Annotated in this window: 21 protein-coding genes; 1 reads left to right on the top strand and 20 read right to left on the bottom strand. The window is 39.9% G+C overall.

Translation table 11 applies throughout. The features are described 5' to 3' along the window. Window positions 1-6 precede the first annotated feature (6 nt). The 18 genes from PRIP_RS01355 to PRIP_RS01275 all read right to left on the bottom strand — a co-directional run bounded on the left by PRIP_RS01355 (window position 7) and on the right by PRIP_RS01275 (window position 16,945). Window positions 7-963, bottom strand: a complete 957-nt coding sequence (locus tag PRIP_RS01355; protein WP_036099032.1) for a ring-cleaving dioxygenase — start codon at window positions 961-963, stop codon at window positions 7-9. Further along, window positions 960-1,826, bottom strand: a complete 867-nt coding sequence (locus PRIP_RS01350; RefSeq protein ID WP_036099031.1) for a VOC family protein — start codon at window positions 1,824-1,826, stop codon at window positions 960-962. Before PRIP_RS01350 ends, PRIP_RS01355 begins: the two co-directional genes overlap by 4 nt. A gap of 283 nt (window positions 1,827-2,109) precedes the next feature. After that, on the bottom strand, window positions 2,110-3,072 hold the full coding sequence (locus PRIP_RS01345; RefSeq protein WP_036099030.1) for an NAD-dependent epimerase/dehydratase family protein: 963 nt from the start codon (window positions 3,070-3,072) through the stop codon (window positions 2,110-2,112). A 128-nt stretch (window positions 3,073-3,200) separates the two neighbouring features. After that, on the bottom strand, window positions 3,201-3,743 hold the full coding sequence (locus PRIP_RS01340) for an accessory Sec system protein Asp2 (protein WP_149023732.1): 543 nt from the start codon (window positions 3,741-3,743) through the stop codon (window positions 3,201-3,203). Window positions 3,744-4,029: 286 nt separating this feature from the next. Then, window positions 4,030-4,290, bottom strand: a complete 261-nt coding sequence (locus tag PRIP_RS01335; protein ID WP_036099028.1) for a hypothetical protein — start codon at window positions 4,288-4,290, stop codon at window positions 4,030-4,032. Between the two features lie 22 nt (window positions 4,291-4,312). Further along, window positions 4,313-5,896: a glycosyltransferase gene (locus PRIP_RS01330; RefSeq protein WP_052008664.1), complete on the bottom strand. Its 1,584-nt coding sequence runs from the start codon at window positions 5,894-5,896 to the stop codon at window positions 4,313-4,315. Then, the gene (locus PRIP_RS16055) at window positions 5,859-6,446 is read right to left on the bottom strand and encodes a hypothetical protein (RefSeq protein ID WP_052008663.1); all 588 of its coding nucleotides are present in this window, start codon (window positions 6,444-6,446) and stop codon (window positions 5,859-5,861) included. The genes PRIP_RS01330 and PRIP_RS16055 overlap by 38 nt, the downstream gene beginning before the upstream one ends. A gap of 12 nt (window positions 6,447-6,458) precedes the next feature. Then, window positions 6,459-8,609 carry a CgeB family protein gene (locus tag PRIP_RS01325; protein WP_241434066.1) on the bottom strand — a complete coding sequence of 717 codons (2,151 nt, stop codon included), beginning with the start codon at window positions 8,607-8,609 and terminating at the stop codon, window positions 6,459-6,461. A 5-nt stretch (window positions 8,610-8,614) separates the two neighbouring features. After that, window positions 8,615-9,223: a hypothetical protein gene (locus PRIP_RS01320; RefSeq protein ID WP_149023731.1), complete on the bottom strand. Its 609-nt coding sequence runs from the start codon at window positions 9,221-9,223 to the stop codon at window positions 8,615-8,617. A 16-nt stretch (window positions 9,224-9,239) separates the two neighbouring features. After that, window positions 9,240-9,851, bottom strand: a complete 612-nt coding sequence (locus PRIP_RS01315) for a hypothetical protein (RefSeq protein WP_036099026.1) — start codon at window positions 9,849-9,851, stop codon at window positions 9,240-9,242. After that, window positions 9,838-11,136, bottom strand: a complete 1,299-nt coding sequence (locus tag PRIP_RS01310) for a glycosyltransferase (RefSeq protein ID WP_036099025.1) — start codon at window positions 11,134-11,136, stop codon at window positions 9,838-9,840. Before PRIP_RS01310 ends, PRIP_RS01315 begins: the two co-directional genes overlap by 14 nt. Before the next feature lie 508 nt (window positions 11,137-11,644). Continuing rightward, window positions 11,645-12,625 carry an ABC transporter permease gene (locus PRIP_RS01305; RefSeq protein WP_036099024.1) on the bottom strand — a complete coding sequence of 327 codons (981 nt, stop codon included), beginning with the start codon at window positions 12,623-12,625 and terminating at the stop codon, window positions 11,645-11,647. Then, window positions 12,618-13,523: an ABC transporter ATP-binding protein gene (locus PRIP_RS01300; RefSeq protein ID WP_036099023.1), complete on the bottom strand. Its 906-nt coding sequence runs from the start codon at window positions 13,521-13,523 to the stop codon at window positions 12,618-12,620. Before PRIP_RS01300 ends, PRIP_RS01305 begins: the two co-directional genes overlap by 8 nt. Next, complete coding sequence (locus tag PRIP_RS01295) at window positions 13,520-14,308, bottom strand: SGNH/GDSL hydrolase family protein (RefSeq protein WP_036099022.1); 789 nt, start codon at window positions 14,306-14,308, stop codon at window positions 13,520-13,522. The genes PRIP_RS01300 and PRIP_RS01295 overlap by 4 nt, the downstream gene beginning before the upstream one ends. Continuing rightward, window positions 14,305-15,129 carry a hypothetical protein gene (locus tag PRIP_RS01290; protein WP_036099021.1) on the bottom strand — a complete coding sequence of 275 codons (825 nt, stop codon included), beginning with the start codon at window positions 15,127-15,129 and terminating at the stop codon, window positions 14,305-14,307. Before PRIP_RS01290 ends, PRIP_RS01295 begins: the two co-directional genes overlap by 4 nt. 134 nt (window positions 15,130-15,263) lie before the next feature. Further along, the gene (locus tag PRIP_RS01285) at window positions 15,264-15,611 is read right to left on the bottom strand and encodes a GIY-YIG nuclease family protein (protein ID WP_036099094.1); all 348 of its coding nucleotides are present in this window, start codon (window positions 15,609-15,611) and stop codon (window positions 15,264-15,266) included. Window positions 15,612-15,618: 7 nt separating this feature from the next. Further along, window positions 15,619-16,098 (bottom strand): DUF6530 family protein, encoded by a 480-nt coding sequence (locus PRIP_RS01280; RefSeq protein ID WP_036099020.1) that lies wholly within the window; start codon window positions 16,096-16,098, stop codon window positions 15,619-15,621. Window positions 16,099-16,186: 88 nt separating this feature from the next. Continuing rightward, window positions 16,187-16,945 carry an FAD synthetase family protein gene (locus tag PRIP_RS01275; protein ID WP_052008661.1) on the bottom strand — a complete coding sequence of 253 codons (759 nt, stop codon included), beginning with the start codon at window positions 16,943-16,945 and terminating at the stop codon, window positions 16,187-16,189. Between the two features lie 166 nt (window positions 16,946-17,111). On the opposite strand from PRIP_RS01275, the gene PRIP_RS01270 reads away from it, so the two are divergent. Next, window positions 17,112-17,804 (top strand): DsbA family oxidoreductase, encoded by a 693-nt coding sequence (locus PRIP_RS01270; RefSeq protein ID WP_036099019.1) that lies wholly within the window; start codon window positions 17,112-17,114, stop codon window positions 17,802-17,804. Between the two features lie 459 nt (window positions 17,805-18,263). Here PRIP_RS01270 and PRIP_RS01265 read toward each other — a convergent pair whose 3' ends face one another. Further along, complete coding sequence (locus tag PRIP_RS01265; RefSeq protein ID WP_036099018.1) at window positions 18,264-18,599, bottom strand: hypothetical protein; 336 nt, start codon at window positions 18,597-18,599, stop codon at window positions 18,264-18,266. Window positions 18,600-18,686: 87 nt separating this feature from the next. Beyond that, window positions 18,687-19,166: a methylated-DNA--[protein]-cysteine S-methyltransferase gene (locus tag PRIP_RS01260; RefSeq protein WP_036099017.1), complete on the bottom strand. Its 480-nt coding sequence runs from the start codon at window positions 19,164-19,166 to the stop codon at window positions 18,687-18,689. Between the last annotated feature and the right edge of the window lie 465 nt (window positions 19,167-19,631).

Genomic DNA, 19,631 nt, shown 5'->3' with positions numbered 1-19,631 from the left:
TATTTACTAACCCCTTTTCGTATTTAATGGTCGAACCTCTGCCTCAATCGCGGCCCGCTTGCTCTCCAAAAACGGTGGTAAAGACAACTTCTCACCCATCGTCTCATACGGCTCATCTTGCGCAAAACCAGGACCATCCGTCGCAAACTCAAACAAAATCTGTTGCGAAACCGGCATGTATAGCGATTCAAAGTAGAAACGATCCACATAACCAGAATTCGGTGCTTGGAACTCATTCGCGCGCGCAATCCATTTCTCAAGTTCCGCATGATCTTCCACTCGGAACGCTACGTGATGCACATTACCATAACCTTGCATAGCCGGCAAAATATCCGTCCGTTCCTCCACAATGACTTGCGCACCATTTCCGCCTTCGCCAACTTCAAATAGATGTTCGCCACCCTCTGTTGCCACTTCACGGAATCCAAGAATTACTGTCAACACTAAGCTGATATTTTCCTTGTTTTGCACCGTCAAATACACTGGGCCCAAACCATAAATCGCGAATTCCGCAGGCACTGGTCCATTTTTCCAAGGAATTCCTGGCGCCACACCTTCATTCTTCTCATCCGAAATCAACTGCAACGACTGCTCATCAAAATCGCGGAATCCCAATACTTTCTTACCGAAACTTTCCGTAATCGCATCATGATCCACACCTAGCGAATCAAAGCGTTCCACCCAATATTCAAGCGCCGCATCACTCGGCACGCGGAACGATGTTTTCGAAATACTGTCCGTGCCCTTACGACCTTTCGGCAAATTCGGAAAATCAAAGAACGTCATATCCGTTCCCGCCGAACCTGCATCATCTGCAAAAAACAAATGATACGTCTGAATATCGTCTTGATTCACCGTTTTTTTCACTAATCGCATCCCTAATGTTTCTGTATAAAACGCATAATTTTTCTCTGCACTACTTGTCATCGCCGTTACATGGTGGATTCCTTTTAATTCTTTCATTTGTCATTCTCCTTTAAATTAGATTCTATTTGTTCCCGTTTCGCTTCCAAAAATGGCGGTAAAGCCAATGTTTCACCTAACGTATCAACCGGTTCATCAATCGCAAAACCTGGTGTATCGCTCGCAATCTCAATCATCAAGCCATTCGGTTCACGAAAATACAAACTCGTAAAATACGCCCGATCCACAAACTCTTCCACTTTCAGTCCAGCATCCAACGCCTTCTGATGCCACATAGTCACAGCTTCCTTCGATGCCACCCGGTATGCTACATGGTCAATACTGCCACGCCCCATCCGCGTCTGCTTATCCGAATCCGTCGCCACAAAAGATGTAAAGTCATCTTCCGGTAACGCCAAAAATTCCGTCGCAAAATCCGTCAAACGCCTCGTATCACGAACGTGCCAATCCACGCCCAGCACTCGAATAATCTGCTTATCCGCTGGAATATCCGTATGCCGCGTCGCATTTTCCGTCGCAATCCGCTCGTCTAACTCCACAAGCATAATCGCAAACGTATCCGCGTCTTCCAAATAAAGTCCGCGCTCCGTCCGCCGCATCACCATCACATCTGCCGCCACACGCGCTTCCCAATAGTCCAGCGACCCACGCGGAACAGCCAAATACGTCGTTCCATAATAATCCTGTTCTCGTCTCGCCCCGCCTAATCTTTTTATCTCAAAAAAAGTAAGCAATGTTCCTGGGTTCCCTTGATAGTCCCCATAAAATAAATGACGCATCCGCGTATTATTCTGATTCACCGTATTTTTCACAAGCCGCAAGCCAAGCACTTCCGTATAGAAATGTCGATTCAGCGCCGCCGATTTCGTAAACGCAGACACATGATGAATACCCGTAATCATGTTCGCCCACTCCTTTCTGTTATCTTTAAAAACAGTTTACCACTAAACCATAAAAGAGTAAAGCATTTTCTCTTACAAAAAGTAAGTACTTGAAAAATAGGCATTCCTGAAGCACCTACTTTAATAACAAAACCGCACACTGCCATCATCAATTAAGCCTTGAAATGTTTTATACATATAGCTCTTTTTTTGACTCTCCTTTTCATGGATTGTATTTCCACAAAAAAGCACTACTTACTGCATAGCATTATAGCTAAGTGCAGTAAGTAGTGCTTTCATACTGTTACATACTCTCTATTTGCATTGATTTCTTCAATACTAAGAGCCCTTCTTCTAGGTTTGTGCGTGCATTCCAACCCAAGGCTTCTTGAGCTCTTTTACTAGATAATACAGAGCGTTTTACATCCCCTGCTCTAGGTCCTTCTATCCGTATTGGAACTTCTTTATTAAATATTTTTAAAATCGATTGATAGATGTCTAAGATAGATATCTCTTCGCCTGTTCCAATATTAACTACCATATTAGGTGCTTTTTCAGTGGCTAATCGATTTGCCTCTACAACATCACCTACAAACACATAGTCGCGCGTACAACCTCGTGGCATGTCTGGATAAGTCATTAGTACCGATGTCTGATTCGTCACTATATTATTCACAAAAATAGGAACAACACCGCATTCCCCGTCTGGAATTTGTCGTGGACCATAAATATTGGCATAGCGCAATACCGTATAATCAAAGTCATATTCCTTGGCGTAAATCTCTAAATATTTCTCTCCCGCATATTTCGTAATCGCATACGGAGAAATAAGTTGCGGTGAATCAGATTCTGTAGATTTTTCATCTCCTAAAATAACCTTGCTTAGCGCACCACCAGAAGAAACATAAACAAAGCTCTGGATTGGATACTTTTGCACGCATTCAAGCAAGCAAAGCAATCCATTCAAATTAATATCTAAGTCATTTCTAGGTTCTTCTAACGATGTAACAACTGATTTTTGAGCAGCATGATGGTTTATAACATGTGGTCGAAAAGTTTCGAATACATGCATCAACCCTTCCAAATGACAAATATCTTCTTGGATAAATTGAAAACGTGGATGCCCTGACAAACTAGTTAAGTTCTCTAGTTTACCAGATGACAAGTTGTCCACACATAATACATCGTACCCCTCTTCCACATACATCTCGCATATATGAGAGCCTATAAAACCCGCACCGCCTGTTACTAAAACTCGTTTATTCATCGTCTCAACCTTTCTCAATATCTTTGATTTAAAATCTCTATAGAATAGAAATTCTAGTTTCATTTATTCTGTCCGAGATTGCACTACACTCTATATTTACTCTAACTTCTTTATCATTACAGCGCTTTTTAGGATTTCGCTACTTTTTCACCACTTAATATGCGCTTAACAGTCTTCAATAAAAATGGTGCATAGTATTGACCTGTTTGATTATGGTCGCTGTACTCTTGTAAATCTAGCTCATAAGGAATACCTTTAGCCTCACACCGCTTCAAGAAAGGCTTTAAATGCTCTTCATAATGAAAATCACCTGTCCCAACATGAAAAATAAATTCTGGAAAACTTTGCTCTGTTTCTAATAAATGCATAATGAGATCATCGTAATACTTTTCTCCAAATTCTCTATCTGGACCGATTAAATTATGAAATCCTTTCGTAATAATTGGATTATTCATCGCTCGGCGTTTTAAATATTTTGCAATATAGACTTGCGGCGCTCCGACAATTGCTGTACCAAAATGATATTTCATGGAATAATACAAAGATGTAGCGCCACCTTTACTGGAACCGGAAGCAATGATGTTATTAGGTGAAATGCCTAAATCATTGGCAATCGTCGTAATCAATGCAATAACGGAACGCTCGTAATCATGCTTACAATTGTGGCCCATATAATAACAAAATTGTCCTTTATATTCATCCAAAATAAACAACTTATTCACATCACACGGCCATAATGTGCGAAAGTGATTATATACAGGATCCCCGCCTTTAAATTCTTGCGAGTGTAGTCCTGAAAAAGAAATCAATAACTTTATCAGATTTTTTTTTTCGCCTTTTGGAAAAGATATTTAACCGGATTATCATTGTAATAAACCTGCTCTTTTTCAAGCGTCGTCATGACTGTTTGCTTATTAGCAACATCCACATTCAACATATTGGTGAGTTTATTAATAATTACCTGATCATTTTTTTTTTCAAAAATAGTCGAAGTTTATACGTGCCACTATGCAGTGGTTTGTAGTCAATAGAAACCTCTTCTTTCCCAATCGGCTCATACCAATTGCTTTCGATGAGTGTATCATTATAATAAATGTAATACGCATACGTGTAAGTTGCTTCCAATAAATAGAGGGCTTTAAAACGAACGGTTAAGGTACCTTCATGATAAACTAGTGGTGTCGCCGTCATTTTTTCGATAATTAAGTCGCTTGTCATACTCTCTCTCCTTATACATTTTTTACCCTAGATACGTTTCCCAGAGTAAAGTTTCAATTTCATGGCAAATTTTCGCTTTATTAAAGTAATGGTACGCGTAGTCTTTATAACTTTGCTGTTCTTCAGGATTTAATTCATGCGTACTGATAAATGTTGCAATATCTTCTGGTGTTTTAAAAATACTATCAGCAGGATATACCGTTTCTACGCCGGGCCAGTTGAGTAAACATGGTGTAGATCCTGCTGCCATTCCTTCCATCAACACAGTATGAAAACTTTCTGACTCACTTGTAGACAGCAAATAACCAATTTTTTGCAACCATTCATGCACATCATTACCATGTTTATCAAATATCACATTGTCTTTCCATTCCGCTTGCTGAATACGTGCGAATACTGCGTCGTAATACTCACGCTCAGCCGTCCGTCCCATGAGCCAGGCTACATCTTTTGGTAACTGCCCTTTGATGAACAAACGATATCGTCTATCCTGTTGCCAAAGTTGTTCAAAAATATCTAATGCTTTGTCGAGTCCCTTAATCTTTGGAATAACACCACAAATACCAATATTAAAACGAATGTCAGACTGTTTTGGACGATCGAACTTTTCTGTATCAATTGTATTGGCAATTAAAATCATCTTATGGCGAGGAATTTGGCAAATACGATGCATCTCTTCCATAATGAATGGACACACTGCAATAATATGGTCGATAGCATCTAAATTATAATTAAATGGATGCGGTGTTCGCTTTTCCTGCGCGTGAACACGGACGAGTAACTTTTGGCCTGGTTTCTTATTCTGGGAATACCATACTGCATTCCCAAGTCCCCATTCACAGAAAATCATGTCAGCCCACGCTAGTAAATCTTTACTTTCTGCTTCATTGTGTTCCGTATGATTAGTCCAAGTATCAAATTTGATACGAATATTTGATTGGCTCTCTAAGTAAGCAATGATATCCGTCATAAATTTCAAATCGTGACTAGCAAATAGAAGATTGATTGGTTCTTTGTTGTAGCTCCATAACAGGTTTTTCAGTCGATTGTAGGAAGCCTCTAACGTGAAGTTCTGACTCGCTCGGTACACAGCTTTTGCAGCACGTTTATACACCGCTGAATCACTTAATGCTATCTGTGCTTTTGTTAAAAATTCCTCTTCTGTGTCGACAAATAAAGCATAATCTTTACCTAGTAATTGTTCATGCATTTTTGTGCGGCGGAGTAATACAGGTTTTCCAAGTCTAGCGTATTCTAATAGTTTCGTAGATAATTCTACGGATGCATCATTATCAATAGATTCACTACGCCAGCTGATTCCAATATCAGAGGCCGCGATATACGCCTGAGATTCTGCACGAGAAACAGCACCCACCCAATCAATGTTGTCCGTTTCTTGAAAGGCTTGTTTAATCTCAGCACTACGTGGACGTAAGTCCCCTTGAAACTTATCTCCAACAATGCAAAAAGTGATATCTGTATCCGCCATTTTTCGCGCCGCTCGGATAATTTCTTCGGTATACCACTCCGGTGCAAATTTCCCACTATAAATTAATTGGTTATTGCGATTACGATAATCCGGAATGACAGGCTGTGCGGGAATCATTGGAGAAAGAATCGCTACTTTTTTTTCCGTCTACATCCATCAGCTCACTAAAAATTGCACGTGTTGCCTCTGTCTGCAGAAACATATTTGGAAATTGATTATAGATACGTCTCAAATCAGTACGCTCTTCGTCCGAAATTGTCTGTGGATCATGGTTGAAATCCGTAATATAAGGAATTGTTTTTTGCATTAGATTCGGATGTTTCATCATTTCCTTCACCAGTGCAAAGCCACGGATAATAATTAAGTGATAGCTGTTTTGCTTATCTAAAGCTTCCATTCTTGCGAGCGCTTCTGTCACATTAATCCGATTTGCATTATCAAAGGACATCGTTGGAAAAGTCGTAAATGGATCAATTAATGTCACATTCTCAAAATTTGAAATACTACCTGTTAGACGAGTATTCTGTTCTTTCGCCTTGAGTAGAATATCCGTTTTTACACTCTTGTTAATGGCAAGCATGGACGCCATTGATGTCAGCCATACTGCTGAACCATCCATAATATTCAAGTCCATATCCCCATATACTAAGATTTTTAACTGTCTCAAAAGTCATCGCTCCTATATTTCTACTTTTGTTTGGAAATGTTGCGGCGCTTGGGCCCCATCTGCGATAAAATTAAATTTATCTGCACTAAATAAGGTCACACCTTGTCTGAAATAGGGCGCCAGAGAGTCATCCTTAGCCATACTGGCGAGTAATGTCTGAACTTTTCCCATCCAAGGAAGTCCTGTTCGTATTAATGCTTTGTGATAAGTAATATCTTCCACAAATTCATACGCTTGCTCTCCCTGTACTTCTTGCAATTCCTCAGTGTCCCATTGGAAATAATTCTTCTTCCCAATCACATCTGCTTTTGTATATTCCGTTGCCAACAATAAATCCGTAAGATACTGCTCCCCGTAAAAATGTTGACCACTCATATAGCTGATATATTCAGTTGGAATTATTTCTTGCAAACGGTGATAATGATTCAAATAGGTAATTGCATACATACTTATTTGCTCTGTATTATACGTATTCATTACTTCTGTCACACCATCAAACATAGATGCGAATAGCACTAATTGCTTCTCTGGGTGTGCTTGACGATCAAAATTTGCTTTTACCGCTTCGATGTCCTTGATGGAATGTACTACAGAAACAACTGTGACACGCTTTGCTTTCTTATTTAACTTGATTCCAATGTGCTCTAGCATCATCTCAAGTCGATGTTTATACGTGTGATGTTGGTATACTTCGCGTACGCCTTCTACTGCTTTTTGTTGGTACAATGCATCATCACTCGTAATCGCTTGAATCTTGGTTTCTAGGTCTTCTTTGGTTTCGGCAATCAATACTAAATCACCAAACATCCGTTGAATTCCCTTGGAGTAGCTACTAATAATCGGTGTACCACAAGCAAGTCCTTCAAATACACGACGAGAAAACATCGTTGGAGACTGCTTTATACTGTTAATATTGAGCATGTATTTATAACCTTTATAAGCCATATTCATATCGTTATAAGACAAGCTTCCAAGAACGTGAGGTAAAAACCGCTCTGGAAAACGGAAATCTGGTGACTGGCGTTCATAATTACGATCATAAATAGCTAACCCATACTTTTGTGTTACATCTAAAATCTGATCCATATCTCGGCGACGGTCTTCATGACGGTTTGCATAGTACGAACCCGCAAAACACATTTTATCAATCCGCTTTTCATTCCATTTAATTGGATTATGCATCTCTGGTTGAATCGCAAAGCTTTGTGCATATACACGATTATGTCCTGCTGCTTTTTTATAACTAGGAATCATATCTGCATCTGTGGTGTAGATATAATCAAATAATTTTGCTGTATCAATAAATTTTTGATAGTGAATCGGGTCTTCTTTGTTCCAAAAAATGGTTGGAACCTCATTTTGACGGCACCAATCTAGTAAGTTAAGTAGCGCACTACGGTCCTGATTCGCATACCGACCAATCTTGTATTCCCAAGCCTTATTATTTCCATGCCATGCGGACTCTACCATCAGTAGGTGCGGTTGTTCTCGTTCCAGTACTTCTTCCCAATTGTCTGGTGTAAAAGAAATCAATTGCACTTCTTTTTCATAACAAGTACGTGTAAATTCATCAAAAATACAAGCTACTCGTAAATCACTTGTTTTTGTAATATCTTTTAATCCTAATCTCGAAGAAGCAAACGCATGATTATTTTGTTTAGCCACACTCACTTCATCAAAAGTCCGGTAAAAATCACATCCTCGAATTGTTACTACACTGTTATTTGGTGTTCGAATGGCGACACGCAAACGCACTGTTTCTGGACCTACTTTGAGCCGATTTTTCTTATTCGGATCAAACAGTGTTGATTTTACCTTTCCTTTGAGACTGTACTCAATAATTGCTACTTTGCATGGTTGCTTACCATCACTTTCAACATCCATATGCATCGTGAATTCAAACTTTTCACCTGGTACAGCTTCCAAAATATGCATCGGATATCTACTAAATAGCAAGTTTGTTTCTAAATACGAAAAATAAATAAAAACATCACTACTGTTAGTTGCTTTTACGGCACCAATTTCTTGTTCGAAAGTAAGCTTGTCATTGGAACTGTGCCAATTCTTTGCCTTCACAAAATCTTGTGTAGCAATAACTTCTGGCTTAATATTGCTCAAAATCCTTTTTTGCAAGTATTCTATTTCATGATACAAATTCTCCATCTTTTTCACGTGTCATTCCTCAATCTTCTTTTTTTTTTGAAATTCCAGTACTTCCTCATAACTCGGATGACCTTGGTATCATTGAGTCGCTGGTATTTTTCTGTCGCGATAGTTAAATTACGCGCTAATTTTCTGTTCTCATATCTTAAGGTACTAAGCTCTTTTTGTTGCTGGGTTTGACGCTTTTCCATCGTGAGTAGGACAGGTTTTTCTTCTGCTAGTAACGCGAAAATTCGTTTATTTAAATCATGATTCATCGCTTTCTCTGCGTTCAAAGCATCAGATATATGTTGTACTACTTGCCTTGCCTCTCTTGTTTCTTTCTGTGATTGTTTGTTTTCTTGCTCGTACTGTTTGGCTAGCTCAGCTTGCTGTTTCACTTCTTCTTCCAGCCTCTTTACAGTCGCACGATGTTCTGTCTCCATTGCTGCTATTTTTTTAGCCTGTACGGTTTTCTGTTTTGTCTCTTCATCCAATTTCTTTACAACCGCACGATGTTCTGTTTCCATTGTCGCTAGTTTCTTGGCTTGTTCGGCTTGCATGTGAGATATTTGTTGCTCGCATTCTTGTTGCAACTGATTTATTTGACGCTTATACGTTTCTAGTCGTTCCAACAGCTTCGCTTCCAGCTCATTTTTTTCCTTCTTCTGCTTCTTTCGTTTCTTGAGAGACATATATCGCTTGGTGATTTTGCTCTATTTGTAAACGATAGTGTAGTTTCTCTAGCCATTTCGCAATCTCCGCAAAATTATGGCTTGATGTGTCTAACCATAATACCGGCTTGTACTGCTCCACTTCTGTCGCAAATTTAAGAAGCAAGCCTGCCTCAATCACGGCTTTAGAAGCATGAATCACATCAGCTGACCTTGGTGTTACATGGATAAACTTCTCTTTATCTCGTCGCACAAACTTGTTAGTATCCCAGTCTGGTTGCAAACACTCGATACCTATTATATGATTTCGCTGCACATCACTGCGCGCTTCCCTGTATTTCGCTCGATTCGTCTCAAACAAATACACTTGCCTTGCATGGCCGTATTTCAGAAAATAAATGGCATGACTCACAAAGCGGCTATCCATCTCATAGATTATTGCTTGTTCTGGTATATACGCCATGAATGCTTCTAAAATTGGTTTTTGATAATAGTCTTTTGTTCGCGCCATCTCCATTGCAATCGAATCTTTTCTTCGATTCAATTTCACATTGTCGCTTAGTTTTAAAAGGGCATTATTTTTTGTCATGTCCATCCTCTACTTCTTTATAAATTTCTAAAAAATGTTTTTTCTCATGTTCCCAATTATAAATCTCACGTGCCCGGTAACAATTTTGATGATAAGTTTCTCGTAAAACCGGATTTGCAAGCAATTGGTTCACTCCAGCTGCAATCGATACAGGATTATGAGAATCCACAACCAATCCAACTGATTCTCCTTGTATAATCTTCTTAATTTCTGGAAAATCACTGCCGATAACTGGCACTCCGCTCATAATATATTCAAATAATTTGTTTGATGAGGCAGAATAATGATTAAAACAAATATTATTCAATACTTGAAATCCTAAATAGGCTTGTTTCGTGTAATATAATAAATCACGTAACGGAACCTTGGGTAAAAACTTGATTTTGTGTGTTAGTTTGGCATCAGTGACTTGCTGTTGTAAGTATTTTTTAATGCGACCATCTCCAATAATAACCACCACACCTCGGTCAAAATAGGGCACTGCTTGGACTAATTTGTCTAGGCCTCGTCCTATTTGCACACCACCTTGATATAATAAAATTGGTTCGTGTCTTGGAATCGCTAGTATGCCATGTAAATCAATGGCTGACTGCTTCTCTAAATACACTTTTTCTGGGTAATTATGAATGACTTTGGGATAAAAGTGATACCTTTTGGCGATATAGGCAGCACGTGTATCGTTTTCGTGGATGCACACATCTACAAAACGAAGCAACCATTTTTCGCTTATTCCGTATATGGGATGATTGTACCCTGTCCGACTAGTCTGTACCTCGTGCGAATCATAAATCAGTTTTTTTCGATGAAATACTTTAGCACAAACAGTAGCCTGCGGTAAGGTATTCAAATCATTCGCATGGTACAAATCATAAACATCCGCCAGCCCTTGCCGTATCATTCGAAAAACAAGAAATATACGCCGAATAATGGTGTGTGTTTTTTTGAGGAACATCGGGCTGATGACTACACTAAACACGATGGTGCTTCGAGGGAAGAGTAGGAGGAGAGTGATAAACAAGCACGCAATTAGCACGAGGCACCATACATGTTGTTGGACATATTTCAGCACAGCTTGGATGGAAGGAGGATAACCCGCTTTCATTCGATAGACTATAAAACGTTCCGCCGGTGATTCTTGAAAAGGGAGGTCAGGATTTTTAGCATCATGTATCGCAATTAAATCTACACTATAGCCAGCTTCTTGAAGTGCCATACATTCCCGCATCACACGTGCATCGTTAGTAAAATGATTCCAAACGAAGACAGCCACTTTTTTTTGACATATTTGTAATACCCGCCTTTTCTAAAGTTAAAAATTCTTTTCTGTTTCTTCAAAATTTTCTTCTAATTATAATAGTATGTTGCATATTTTAATCATAAGGATCTTCAATCTGTGTAAACAAGCCTTTATCCAAATGAAGCCACATTATAAGCCCTGATAATGCTATGCCTAGTCAAATCAATGTGCCGCCCTGTAGACCATCTTATTAAATGGAAATTTGATAGCCTCCAAAAAATAGACTACCGCACATGTTATCAGCCCCTAATCTATGCTAGTATTTAAGAAGTGTTACTCAAATATTATAGCATTATTTTTTTTTTGCTCATGTAACATTTACACAGTTTGTTCACTCATTTTTGACAAAACTATATATTCTTATGCTATTAGTAAGATTAAGTACTATATAGTAATATCAACAGGTAAGCTCACTTTTTAAGGTGTCGTTTTGTAAGGTTTTCCAAAAAAAAAAGAGTCAGAACGCCTCTTGCAAGGTTTTCCGACTCCATATACTTCAATATACATCGCGCTTCATAAATACCCAATAGGATACAATCAATCCAACCACAGTCCAAACGAGCAATGTCACAACAGAAAATCCAAGTGTCATTCCGTCAACTGGCGGGCTGGTGCCGTTTAAATAATTCGTAAGTTGCAAGTTCACCATAAATAAATATTTCGCGCTTGGCCATGATGAAACTAAATTACTCAATATTGACCCTGTAATGAGCGCCGACAGCATAATCCCCATGACCGCCGCCGTACTGCGAACAAGGACAGAACACATCAGCGTCAACACGCCAATAACCATCGCTACAAGCCATGCCAAACCGAATTCCATCAATAAATACTGCCACATCGGTAATGAATAAACGCCAGCTGTTCCAACCGTATCCCCGCTCACATCAAATCCTGTCAAAATTGGTGCCGTCCAGCCATTATAGCCAAATACAACACCCGAAATCGCATACGCAATCAATGCCGAAGCGAACAAAATAATGGAAACCGACAGCATCATCGAAAGAAACTTACTCGTCAAAATGCGCCATCGTTTCACCGGTCTTGTCAACAAGAACTTAATCGTTCCACTTCCCGATTCCGACGAAATCAAATCTGCCGCGATTACCATTACAAATAACGGAAACAGTAACCCAATGCCATTTTCCACAAATGATTTTAAGAACGTTGGTGCACCTGGCGCATTCGGGTTCACATCTTTATCCAAGTAATATTGCAATTGCCCTAGCGTCACACGCATATACTTCTTATACTCATCCGGAATCCGATTCGAACTCAACCGATTTTCAATATCCACCACTTGTTGCTGCACTTGCACATGCCAATCCGTCGTTCCCGATTTCTTCTCCGTCTCCTGATGTTCCCGAAACTGCGCATACGTAAAAATACCGACAATGATTGCGACAAGAAACAAAATAATCAGGAGGCGCCGCTTGCGATAAAGCTTCAGTTGCTCGTTGTACACTAAATTAATCAATGCCTTGCCCTCCTGTCAACTCAATGAATAAATCTTCTAATGATGGTGTGATTTTCTGCATTTCAAGCACTTGCACACCTGCACGAACCACGCGACTATTCCAAACTGGCAACTTATCCGCATGAAACGGCGTATATAGCGCTCCATCACGCTCTTCTACTTCTGTCATGCTTTCCAAAATCGCTTTTCCTTTTGCCATCGGTTCAAAGCGCCATCTTGTTTTTTCACGATCCGACAATAAACGGTGCACATCATCTGTTGCAATAATCTCACCCTGTGTCATAATCGCCACACGATCGCACAACAGTTGAATCTCACTAAGTAAATGTGAAGAAACTAGTACACTAATCCCTTGATCCTTCGCCAGAAAACGAATAAAATCGCGCATCTCTCGAATTCCTGATGGATCTAAACCATTCGTTGGTTCATCTAAAATCAATAGTTTCGGATTCGACAACAACGCTTGAGCAATTCCTAAACGTTGTCGCATTCCAAGCGAATATGTCGAAACTCGGTCATGTACGCGCGCTGTCATACCAACCAATTCCGCAACTTCATGCAGTCGTTCTGGTGGAATCGTTTTATCCATTCGTGCAAAATATGCCAAGTTCTCCCAACCAGTCAAAAACGGGTAGAATTCTGGATTTTCCACTATACAGCCAAGACTTTTCATTGCTTCCGTGAAGTTCTTGCGAATATCTTTACCACCAATTAAAATCGTGCCTGATGTTGGCTTAATCAATCCGACAAGCATCCGAATCGTCGTTGTTTTGCCAGCGCCATTCGGTCCTAAAAAACCAAAAACTTCACCTTCATTGACCTCGAAACTAATATCTTTAATAATCTGCCGCTTGCCGATTTTTTTATTTAAATCTTGTACTAAAAGCGCTGCCGTCATTTGCTATCACCTGCCCCATCGGTTGTCATTACGGTATTTAAGCGGTCCGCGAACAACTGATAACCCGCTCCATTCGGATGAAAATGATCGCTTGATAAATATTTTTTACCGTTCAAAATAAAGTAATCATACGTTGGCACATATACCACGCGTGAATACTTGCTCGCTAAGTTCTCCGTATCCATATTCCACTTAGATGCAATTTTTGCTAATTCGATGCGATTTTCCACATCAACAAACGGATTATACAAACCTAGATGGTACACGACAGCATCTTTATTCAGCTCACGAATCCGTTTATAAATTTTCTCCAAGTTACTCAGATATGCCGTCTCATTCTTCTGAATTTCCGCCGCATTCAAATTCTCAAGCGCTGCACCACCGCGGAACAAATCGTTCCCACCAATCGTCAAGAAAATCACATTCGCATTTGTCACTTGCTGGCCAATTTCTTTTTGTCCGAGTTGAGTCAGCAATTGGTTACTTCGTGCGCCGCTGATTGCAAGATTAGAGAGTGTTACATTCTTGCCATCTTTTTCAAGCGTATCAATAACACGACGGACATATCCTTTGCCATCTGTATCACCAACTCCTGCTGTTAGTGAATCGCCTAATCCCGTCACTTGGAATTGTGATGTTTTTTTGGTGTCTGTTTTTGTCTCTGTTGTTGTCGTCGTACTTTTACCTGTTTGACCTAGTGCCACTGCGGCAATCCCACCTAGGCAAAGCAACAATGCCAGCACAGAAAGCCACGTCATCATGACAACCCATTTATTTCGTTTCAAGTTATTTCCTCCTGTTCGCCTCTTTTAGCCCCAACTATAAATAAGAGGAAGCCTGCAAATCCAATAATACCTATAAACAACGGCAATAATTCTCCTACCGTTAATCCTGCTCCACTCGGTTGCCCTGCATTAAATTGCAACCATCCAAATAATAATTCCCGCAACGCAATGCCCATTCCAATATAAGCAAACACACGCCGCCATTTGACAAATAAAAGAACTGCCAAACAAAGAAACCCAAGGCCTACAAAAAGATATTCTCCAATCGCAATCATCGCTGGATAATAAACCGTTGTATCAAAACTAATACCACTCCATTTCGCCACACCTAAGTACATCTGATATCGCAAAATCGCTAACACAAAACTCAAGCCAGCACCAAGCAATAGCAAAACAAAACCGCTGACCGTTACCATCCGATTCTCCATTTTTGGCAAAATCGGCTCCGCTTCAATCGTGTAAAAAAGAACAAACGCGGAAAACATCGCTAGTCCTGCAATTAAACATAGGACATTTGCATTTTGAATATTCACAGTTTCTTCTACACCCATAACCGCACGAATCACAAAATACGTAAAGTAGGTGACAAATAGCAAACTCACGACCACTTCAGTTCCTTTTAGCTTATAGCCAGCATTCGAAAGCACAGCTGTTACAATCATAATAACCGCTAACCCTAATTCAACTATCCAATAAATGCTAGATCGTTCTTGATTAAGTAGCAAGATGTAAAGCACACGTCGCACCGCACCAAGACCTGTTGTCACTCCGAGCATTAGCATTAACGCTATACCAATTTGATGTCGATAATATTTACGCATCCCCTTATCAGCCCCTTTTACGAACAAACTCACTTTCGCTTAAGTATAGCAGAATTATCCGTAAACCTAAACAAAAAAGCCAGCACCGCGCAAAAACCAATCCATTATTGGTTCCTAACGGTTCTGACTTAATTTTATTCTTCCGCTTCGGCTAATTTTTCTTGCCAAAGTTCTAAAATCACTTCTAATTCTTCTTTAATATCGTCATTTGTCATTTCGTCTTTCAAATCGACAAGCTCTAGTTCCTCAAATTCAATCGTATCCAAGCCATATTTCGCGGCTTCGTCCGCCATAATCCAAGGCAACGCGCCCGGTGACTTCATCTTAATAGCGAATTGGTATTTGTTTTGAATACCTCGTAAATCCATGCTCGCTGCCAAAACATATTTCCCTGTTTCGCGGCTCACAAAGCGATACACGCCGGCCCGGTGCTTCGTCTGCTTATATTCATTGATCATTTTCTTCTTCGTATCTCGGTCCATGTTCACTTTAATAACCTGCTTCCTTCAAAATTCGGCTTAACGTGCGCAACCGCTCGCTTAAAAGCTCATCGCTATCGGTCATCGCTTGCTGGAACAACGCAATGTCCTCATCAATTCTTTCATTATCATCACAAACCGCAACCGTCATCGCGTCACCTTGCAAGCCAATCCGATCAATCTGCGGGTTCTCTTTATCATAAAAATGATCGTGTTTATACGCATCACGAAAATATAATGTCGAACGACTAATCAAAATCGCTAAATCTAACACACGGTGAAGCGGTAATTCTTCTGACTGGCGAGACCATTTCCCGCCCGTATGACGCCAAACTTTCGCTGAAATATCAACTTTGCCGCGATCATTCCATTGTGCCAATCCAAGTGACAAGCCTTTCGCATCTGAGTTGTAAGCGTATTTACCATCCACATCATCGTAGTTCTCTGCGACAATCACTGGCTTATGTTTCAAATTTGTTGGGATATTCATGGTATCTCTCCTCCTACTAGTTTAGTAAATTACTAAAAAAGTATAACAGTATTTGCGATAAAAAGCAACCTAACAAAAAAACACTACCTTATTTGGCAGTGTTAAATGTTATTCTTACTGGAGTCGTGGCTTCCGGTAACACAATTCGATCCGTGTTAATAATTTTAATTTGTTTTTGCTCACTGTTTATCATGATATCGTAGTCACCAGCTTTTGGGATAACGTATTCATCCATTCCTGTTAGCCAATGCATTCCACGCTTTTCAGTCACTTCTCCTTCTATAAAATAAGGATGCCCCAGCAAAAATTGCGCCGTCTCAAAATCCCCATCAACGATTGCTGCGCGAATATCTGTGGAACTAATTTTGTGGGCGCGATCTTTAATAAACGGTATTTCCGTCACTGGAACAGCTCGTTCGTTGCACAAAGTAATGAGCAAGTCGACATCTGAATCGCGTCCTTTTCCGAAGTTAAAGCTTTCTCCAACCACAATGTGTCGCAAGTTCAACTCACGCAAATGTTCACGAATAAATGTTTCTGCAGAGTTCTCAGCATATTTAGTTGTAAATAAAATGTTGTATACTTTATCCACTCCGTAATATTCCAGCCAATAGAACTTGGCGCTATCCGGTGTAATAGCACGCTGGTATGCTGGATCTTTTCGCAATGCCCATAGTGGATGAGGCGTAAAGCAAACGATAGCTAACTTTTCTTCCTTTGTGCACAATGCTTTGGCCTGTTCCAGCAAATACTGATGTCCTTTATGCACACCATCGAACTTGCCAATCACTAAAACCACAGGGTCATCACTAGCTGGCAACTTATCCGTCGCTTGAAAAATTTCCATTCTCGTCTCCCCCTCTTCTCTACAAAGATACTCCATTCGAAGCCTTTTTAACAACTTCTTTGCTCTAAACAGACTACTAATAAATAGTAAGCAACTTCTTTGAATTCACTGTTTAAAAAGGCTACACTAGAAGTAGTGTTGCAGTATTTTTTTAGGAGGAATAATCATGAAGGTAGAAATTTGGTCGGATTTTGCATGTCCGTTTTGTTATATTGGAAAGCGTAACTTTGAGTCTGGTTTACAGAAATTTGGCAAAGACGTGGAAGTGGAATATCGTAGCTTCGAGTTAGACCCTGGCGCACCAGTGACGTACGACCAAACACTGGACGAGATTTTGGCAGAGAAATACGGTATAACAGTCGAAAAAGCAAAAAGTATGAACGCACAGGTAAGCGCCCAAGCAGCAGCAGTTGGACTTGATTATCACTTCGATACGATGATTCCAACAAATACATTCGATGCTCACCGCCTGTTACAATTCGCGAAAACAAAAGGAAAATCTGAAGCATTAAAAGAAACTTTGCTTCACGCCTATTTCACAGAATCCAAACATTTAGGCGACCACGAAACATTGGCTACACTTGGCCAAACAGTTGGCCTAGACAAAGCAGAAATCTTGGCGATGCTAGCAAGCGACGCTTATGCCACAGACGTTCGCGATGATGAGCAAACCGGCGCAGCGCTAGGCATTCAAGGCGTACCATTTTTTGTTATCAATGGAATATACGGCGTTTCAGGCGCACAACCAGCAGAAAGTTTCAAAGAAGTGCTCGATAAAGTATGGAAAGAAGAAAATCCACTGACCATGCTCGATGGTGACGGAGACCAATGCTGTTCTGGTAATTCCTGTAATTGCTAAACCATGCTAAGAGTTTGGAACATAACCCAAATAAATTGGAGACAAGCGCTCGCATTGTTGGGACTGTTCGAAGTATTGAGTTACAGTCCCAATATAAGCGTGAACACAGGGAACGGTTATTCCTTTCCGACTGTTCGAAGTATTGAGTTACAGTCCCAATATAAGCGTGAACACAGTGAATGGTTATTCCTTTCCGACTGTTCGAAGTATTGAGCTACATCCCAATATAAGCGTGAACACAAGGAATGGTTAATCCTTTCCGACTGTTCGAAGTACTGAGTTACAGCCCCAATATAAGCACGAACAAAATGAACAGTTATTCCTTTCCAAATCCCCTGAATAAAAACGCTTTCGCTCGATTTGTGTATAGCAGAAATCACGTCTTACCCGAAAAAGGGGACTCGTAGTTTTCTGCTTATTTTGTGTGAAAATTAGTTATTTCTCAGATCCTTTTGCTATTTAGATTTCGTTTGATGACGTACCTGTGGACAAGTCTGTATCTGGATTTATCGATGCGCCGGAATTAGCGTCTGTGTCGCCACTTTGATCAGAGTTGCTTCCACTTTGGCCACCTAGTCCTCCGCTTGGTGGCGTACCATATGTTTCATCGGAACCTCCCATTTGAGATTGGCCGTTATTTGGCATATTTCCTTGCCCGTTCATCCCGTTTTGATTTTGCTGAAATAAAGCGAAACCCATAAAAGAGATTGTAATAAGTGAGACGATGCTCACAATGATGGTACTCCATTTCCATTTATTCACTGTTTTTTTTGGTGTTTCAAACTGATTTTCCATGCCATCTTCAGCTCCTTTCCATTACATGTATCTTATCTAATAAATAAGAAAAAACTATGAACGAGCCATGAAATTTATGATAACTTTCTAAAATGGCATTTCTAAGGCTAATAACCATTGTTTACGTTCAATGTCGCTACCGTTATATCCACCGATTTTCCCGTTCGCTTGAATCACGCGATGGCACGGAATAATGATCGGAATTGGATTAGCATGATTGGCTTGCCCGACAGCGCGCACTGCTTTTGGACTTCCCGCAAGTTTCGCAATATCTTTATAAGAAACGACCTCCCCATATGGAATCGTCCGCAACGCCTCCCAAACACGCATCTGAAAATCTGTTCCCACTACTTCAATTGGAACCGTAAACCTCTGAATTTCTCCTTTGAAAAATTGCTGTAATTCCACTTTCAATTCGTGCATCAGCGGTGTTTCTTCATCAGAAACCGCTTCATGTTGCGCTATAAAATCGGCTTTGTCATACGAAATATAGTTCACTTTATCATCAGAAACTCCTAAATATATCTTTCCAAGCGGTGAGTCTATTTCATTCACATAAAGTAACATGTCACCCCTCCTTTTTGTCTCTTTCAACATAGCATAGCCTTCATTTGATAACAAGTATCATATAACGATATAATAAAGTCATTAAGCTGATTGCCAACTTTTATAATTGCTTTACGATTTTGTCTATTTTTGTTATGATCATTATTTTTCTATGTTTGATACTGAAAATACGATTATTCTTCACGAAATAGGGTAAAAATACCTTGTACGTATATTTATTGCCGAGTTTCTTTATCAATAATTAATTTTGTAAAGAGGCTACGACTGATTTTTTCGATAATTTGTAAATAATCGTGTTGGAATCGTTATTTATTGGGATTGGCTTTTTCTTATCTAGCTCATTTGTAATGGCAATGTGGCAACCGATGATTGTACAGCAGACGTCGAAGTGGAAATCATGTATACGTATCGCATAGGTTGATTTTCACATGTATAAGAAAGAGAACATGGATGAAATCACAGACA

Origin of the sequence: Paenilisteria riparia FSL S10-1204 (assembly GCF_000525995.1) — a bacterium.
Classification (GTDB): Bacteria; Bacillota; Bacilli; order Lactobacillales; family Listeriaceae; genus Listeria_A; species Listeria_A riparia.
This window is presented reverse-complemented; position numbering and strand designations above follow the sequence as displayed.

Bases quoted from the DNA above. Each gene is read 5' to 3' on its own strand.
- PRIP_RS01335 (WP_036099028.1), bottom strand. From the start codon at position 4,290: ATGACAAGCGACTTAATTATCGAAAAAATGACGGCGACACCACTAGTT.
- PRIP_RS01330 (WP_052008664.1), bottom strand. From the start codon at position 5,896: ATGATTCCCGCACAGCCTGTCATTCCGGATTATCGTAATCGCAATAAC.
- PRIP_RS01275 (WP_052008661.1), bottom strand. From the start codon at position 16,945: ATGGAAATTTTTCAAGCGACGGATAAGTTGCCAGCTAGTGATGACCCT.
- PRIP_RS01340 (WP_149023732.1), bottom strand. From the start codon at position 3,743: ATGGGCCACAATTGTAAGCATGATTACGAGCGTTCCGTTATTGCATTG.
- PRIP_RS01265 (WP_036099018.1), bottom strand. From the start codon at position 18,599: ATGGAAAATCAGTTTGAAACACCAAAAAAAACAGTGAATAAATGGAAA.
- PRIP_RS01355 (WP_036099032.1), bottom strand. From the start codon at position 963: ATGAAAGAATTAAAAGGAATCCACCATGTAACGGCGATGACAAGTAGT.
- PRIP_RS01345 (WP_036099030.1), bottom strand. From the start codon at position 3,072: ATGAATAAACGAGTTTTAGTAACAGGCGGTGCGGGTTTTATAGGCTCT.
- PRIP_RS01325 (WP_241434066.1), bottom strand. From the start codon at position 8,609: ATGGAGAATTTGTATCATGAAATAGAATACTTGCAAAAAAGGATTTTG.
- PRIP_RS01350 (WP_036099031.1), bottom strand. From the start codon at position 1,826: ATGATTACGGGTATTCATCATGTGTCTGCGTTTACGAAATCGGCGGCG.
- PRIP_RS01290 (WP_036099021.1), bottom strand. From the start codon at position 15,129: ATGCGTAAATATTATCGACATCAAATTGGTATAGCGTTAATGCTAATG.
- PRIP_RS01280 (WP_036099020.1), bottom strand. From the start codon at position 16,098: ATGAATATCCCAACAAATTTGAAACATAAGCCAGTGATTGTCGCAGAG.
- PRIP_RS01285 (WP_036099094.1), bottom strand. From the start codon at position 15,611: ATGGACCGAGATACGAAGAAGAAAATGATCAATGAATATAAGCAGACG.
- PRIP_RS01270 (WP_036099019.1), top strand. From the start codon at position 17,112: ATGAAGGTAGAAATTTGGTCGGATTTTGCATGTCCGTTTTGTTATATT.
- PRIP_RS01315 (WP_036099026.1), bottom strand. From the start codon at position 9,851: ATGACAAAAAATAATGCCCTTTTAAAACTAAGCGACAATGTGAAATTG.
- PRIP_RS01300 (WP_036099023.1), bottom strand. From the start codon at position 13,523: ATGACGGCAGCGCTTTTAGTACAAGATTTAAATAAAAAAATCGGCAAG.
- PRIP_RS01260 (WP_036099017.1), bottom strand. From the start codon at position 19,166: ATGTTACTTTATGTGAATGAAATAGACTCACCGCTTGGAAAGATATAT.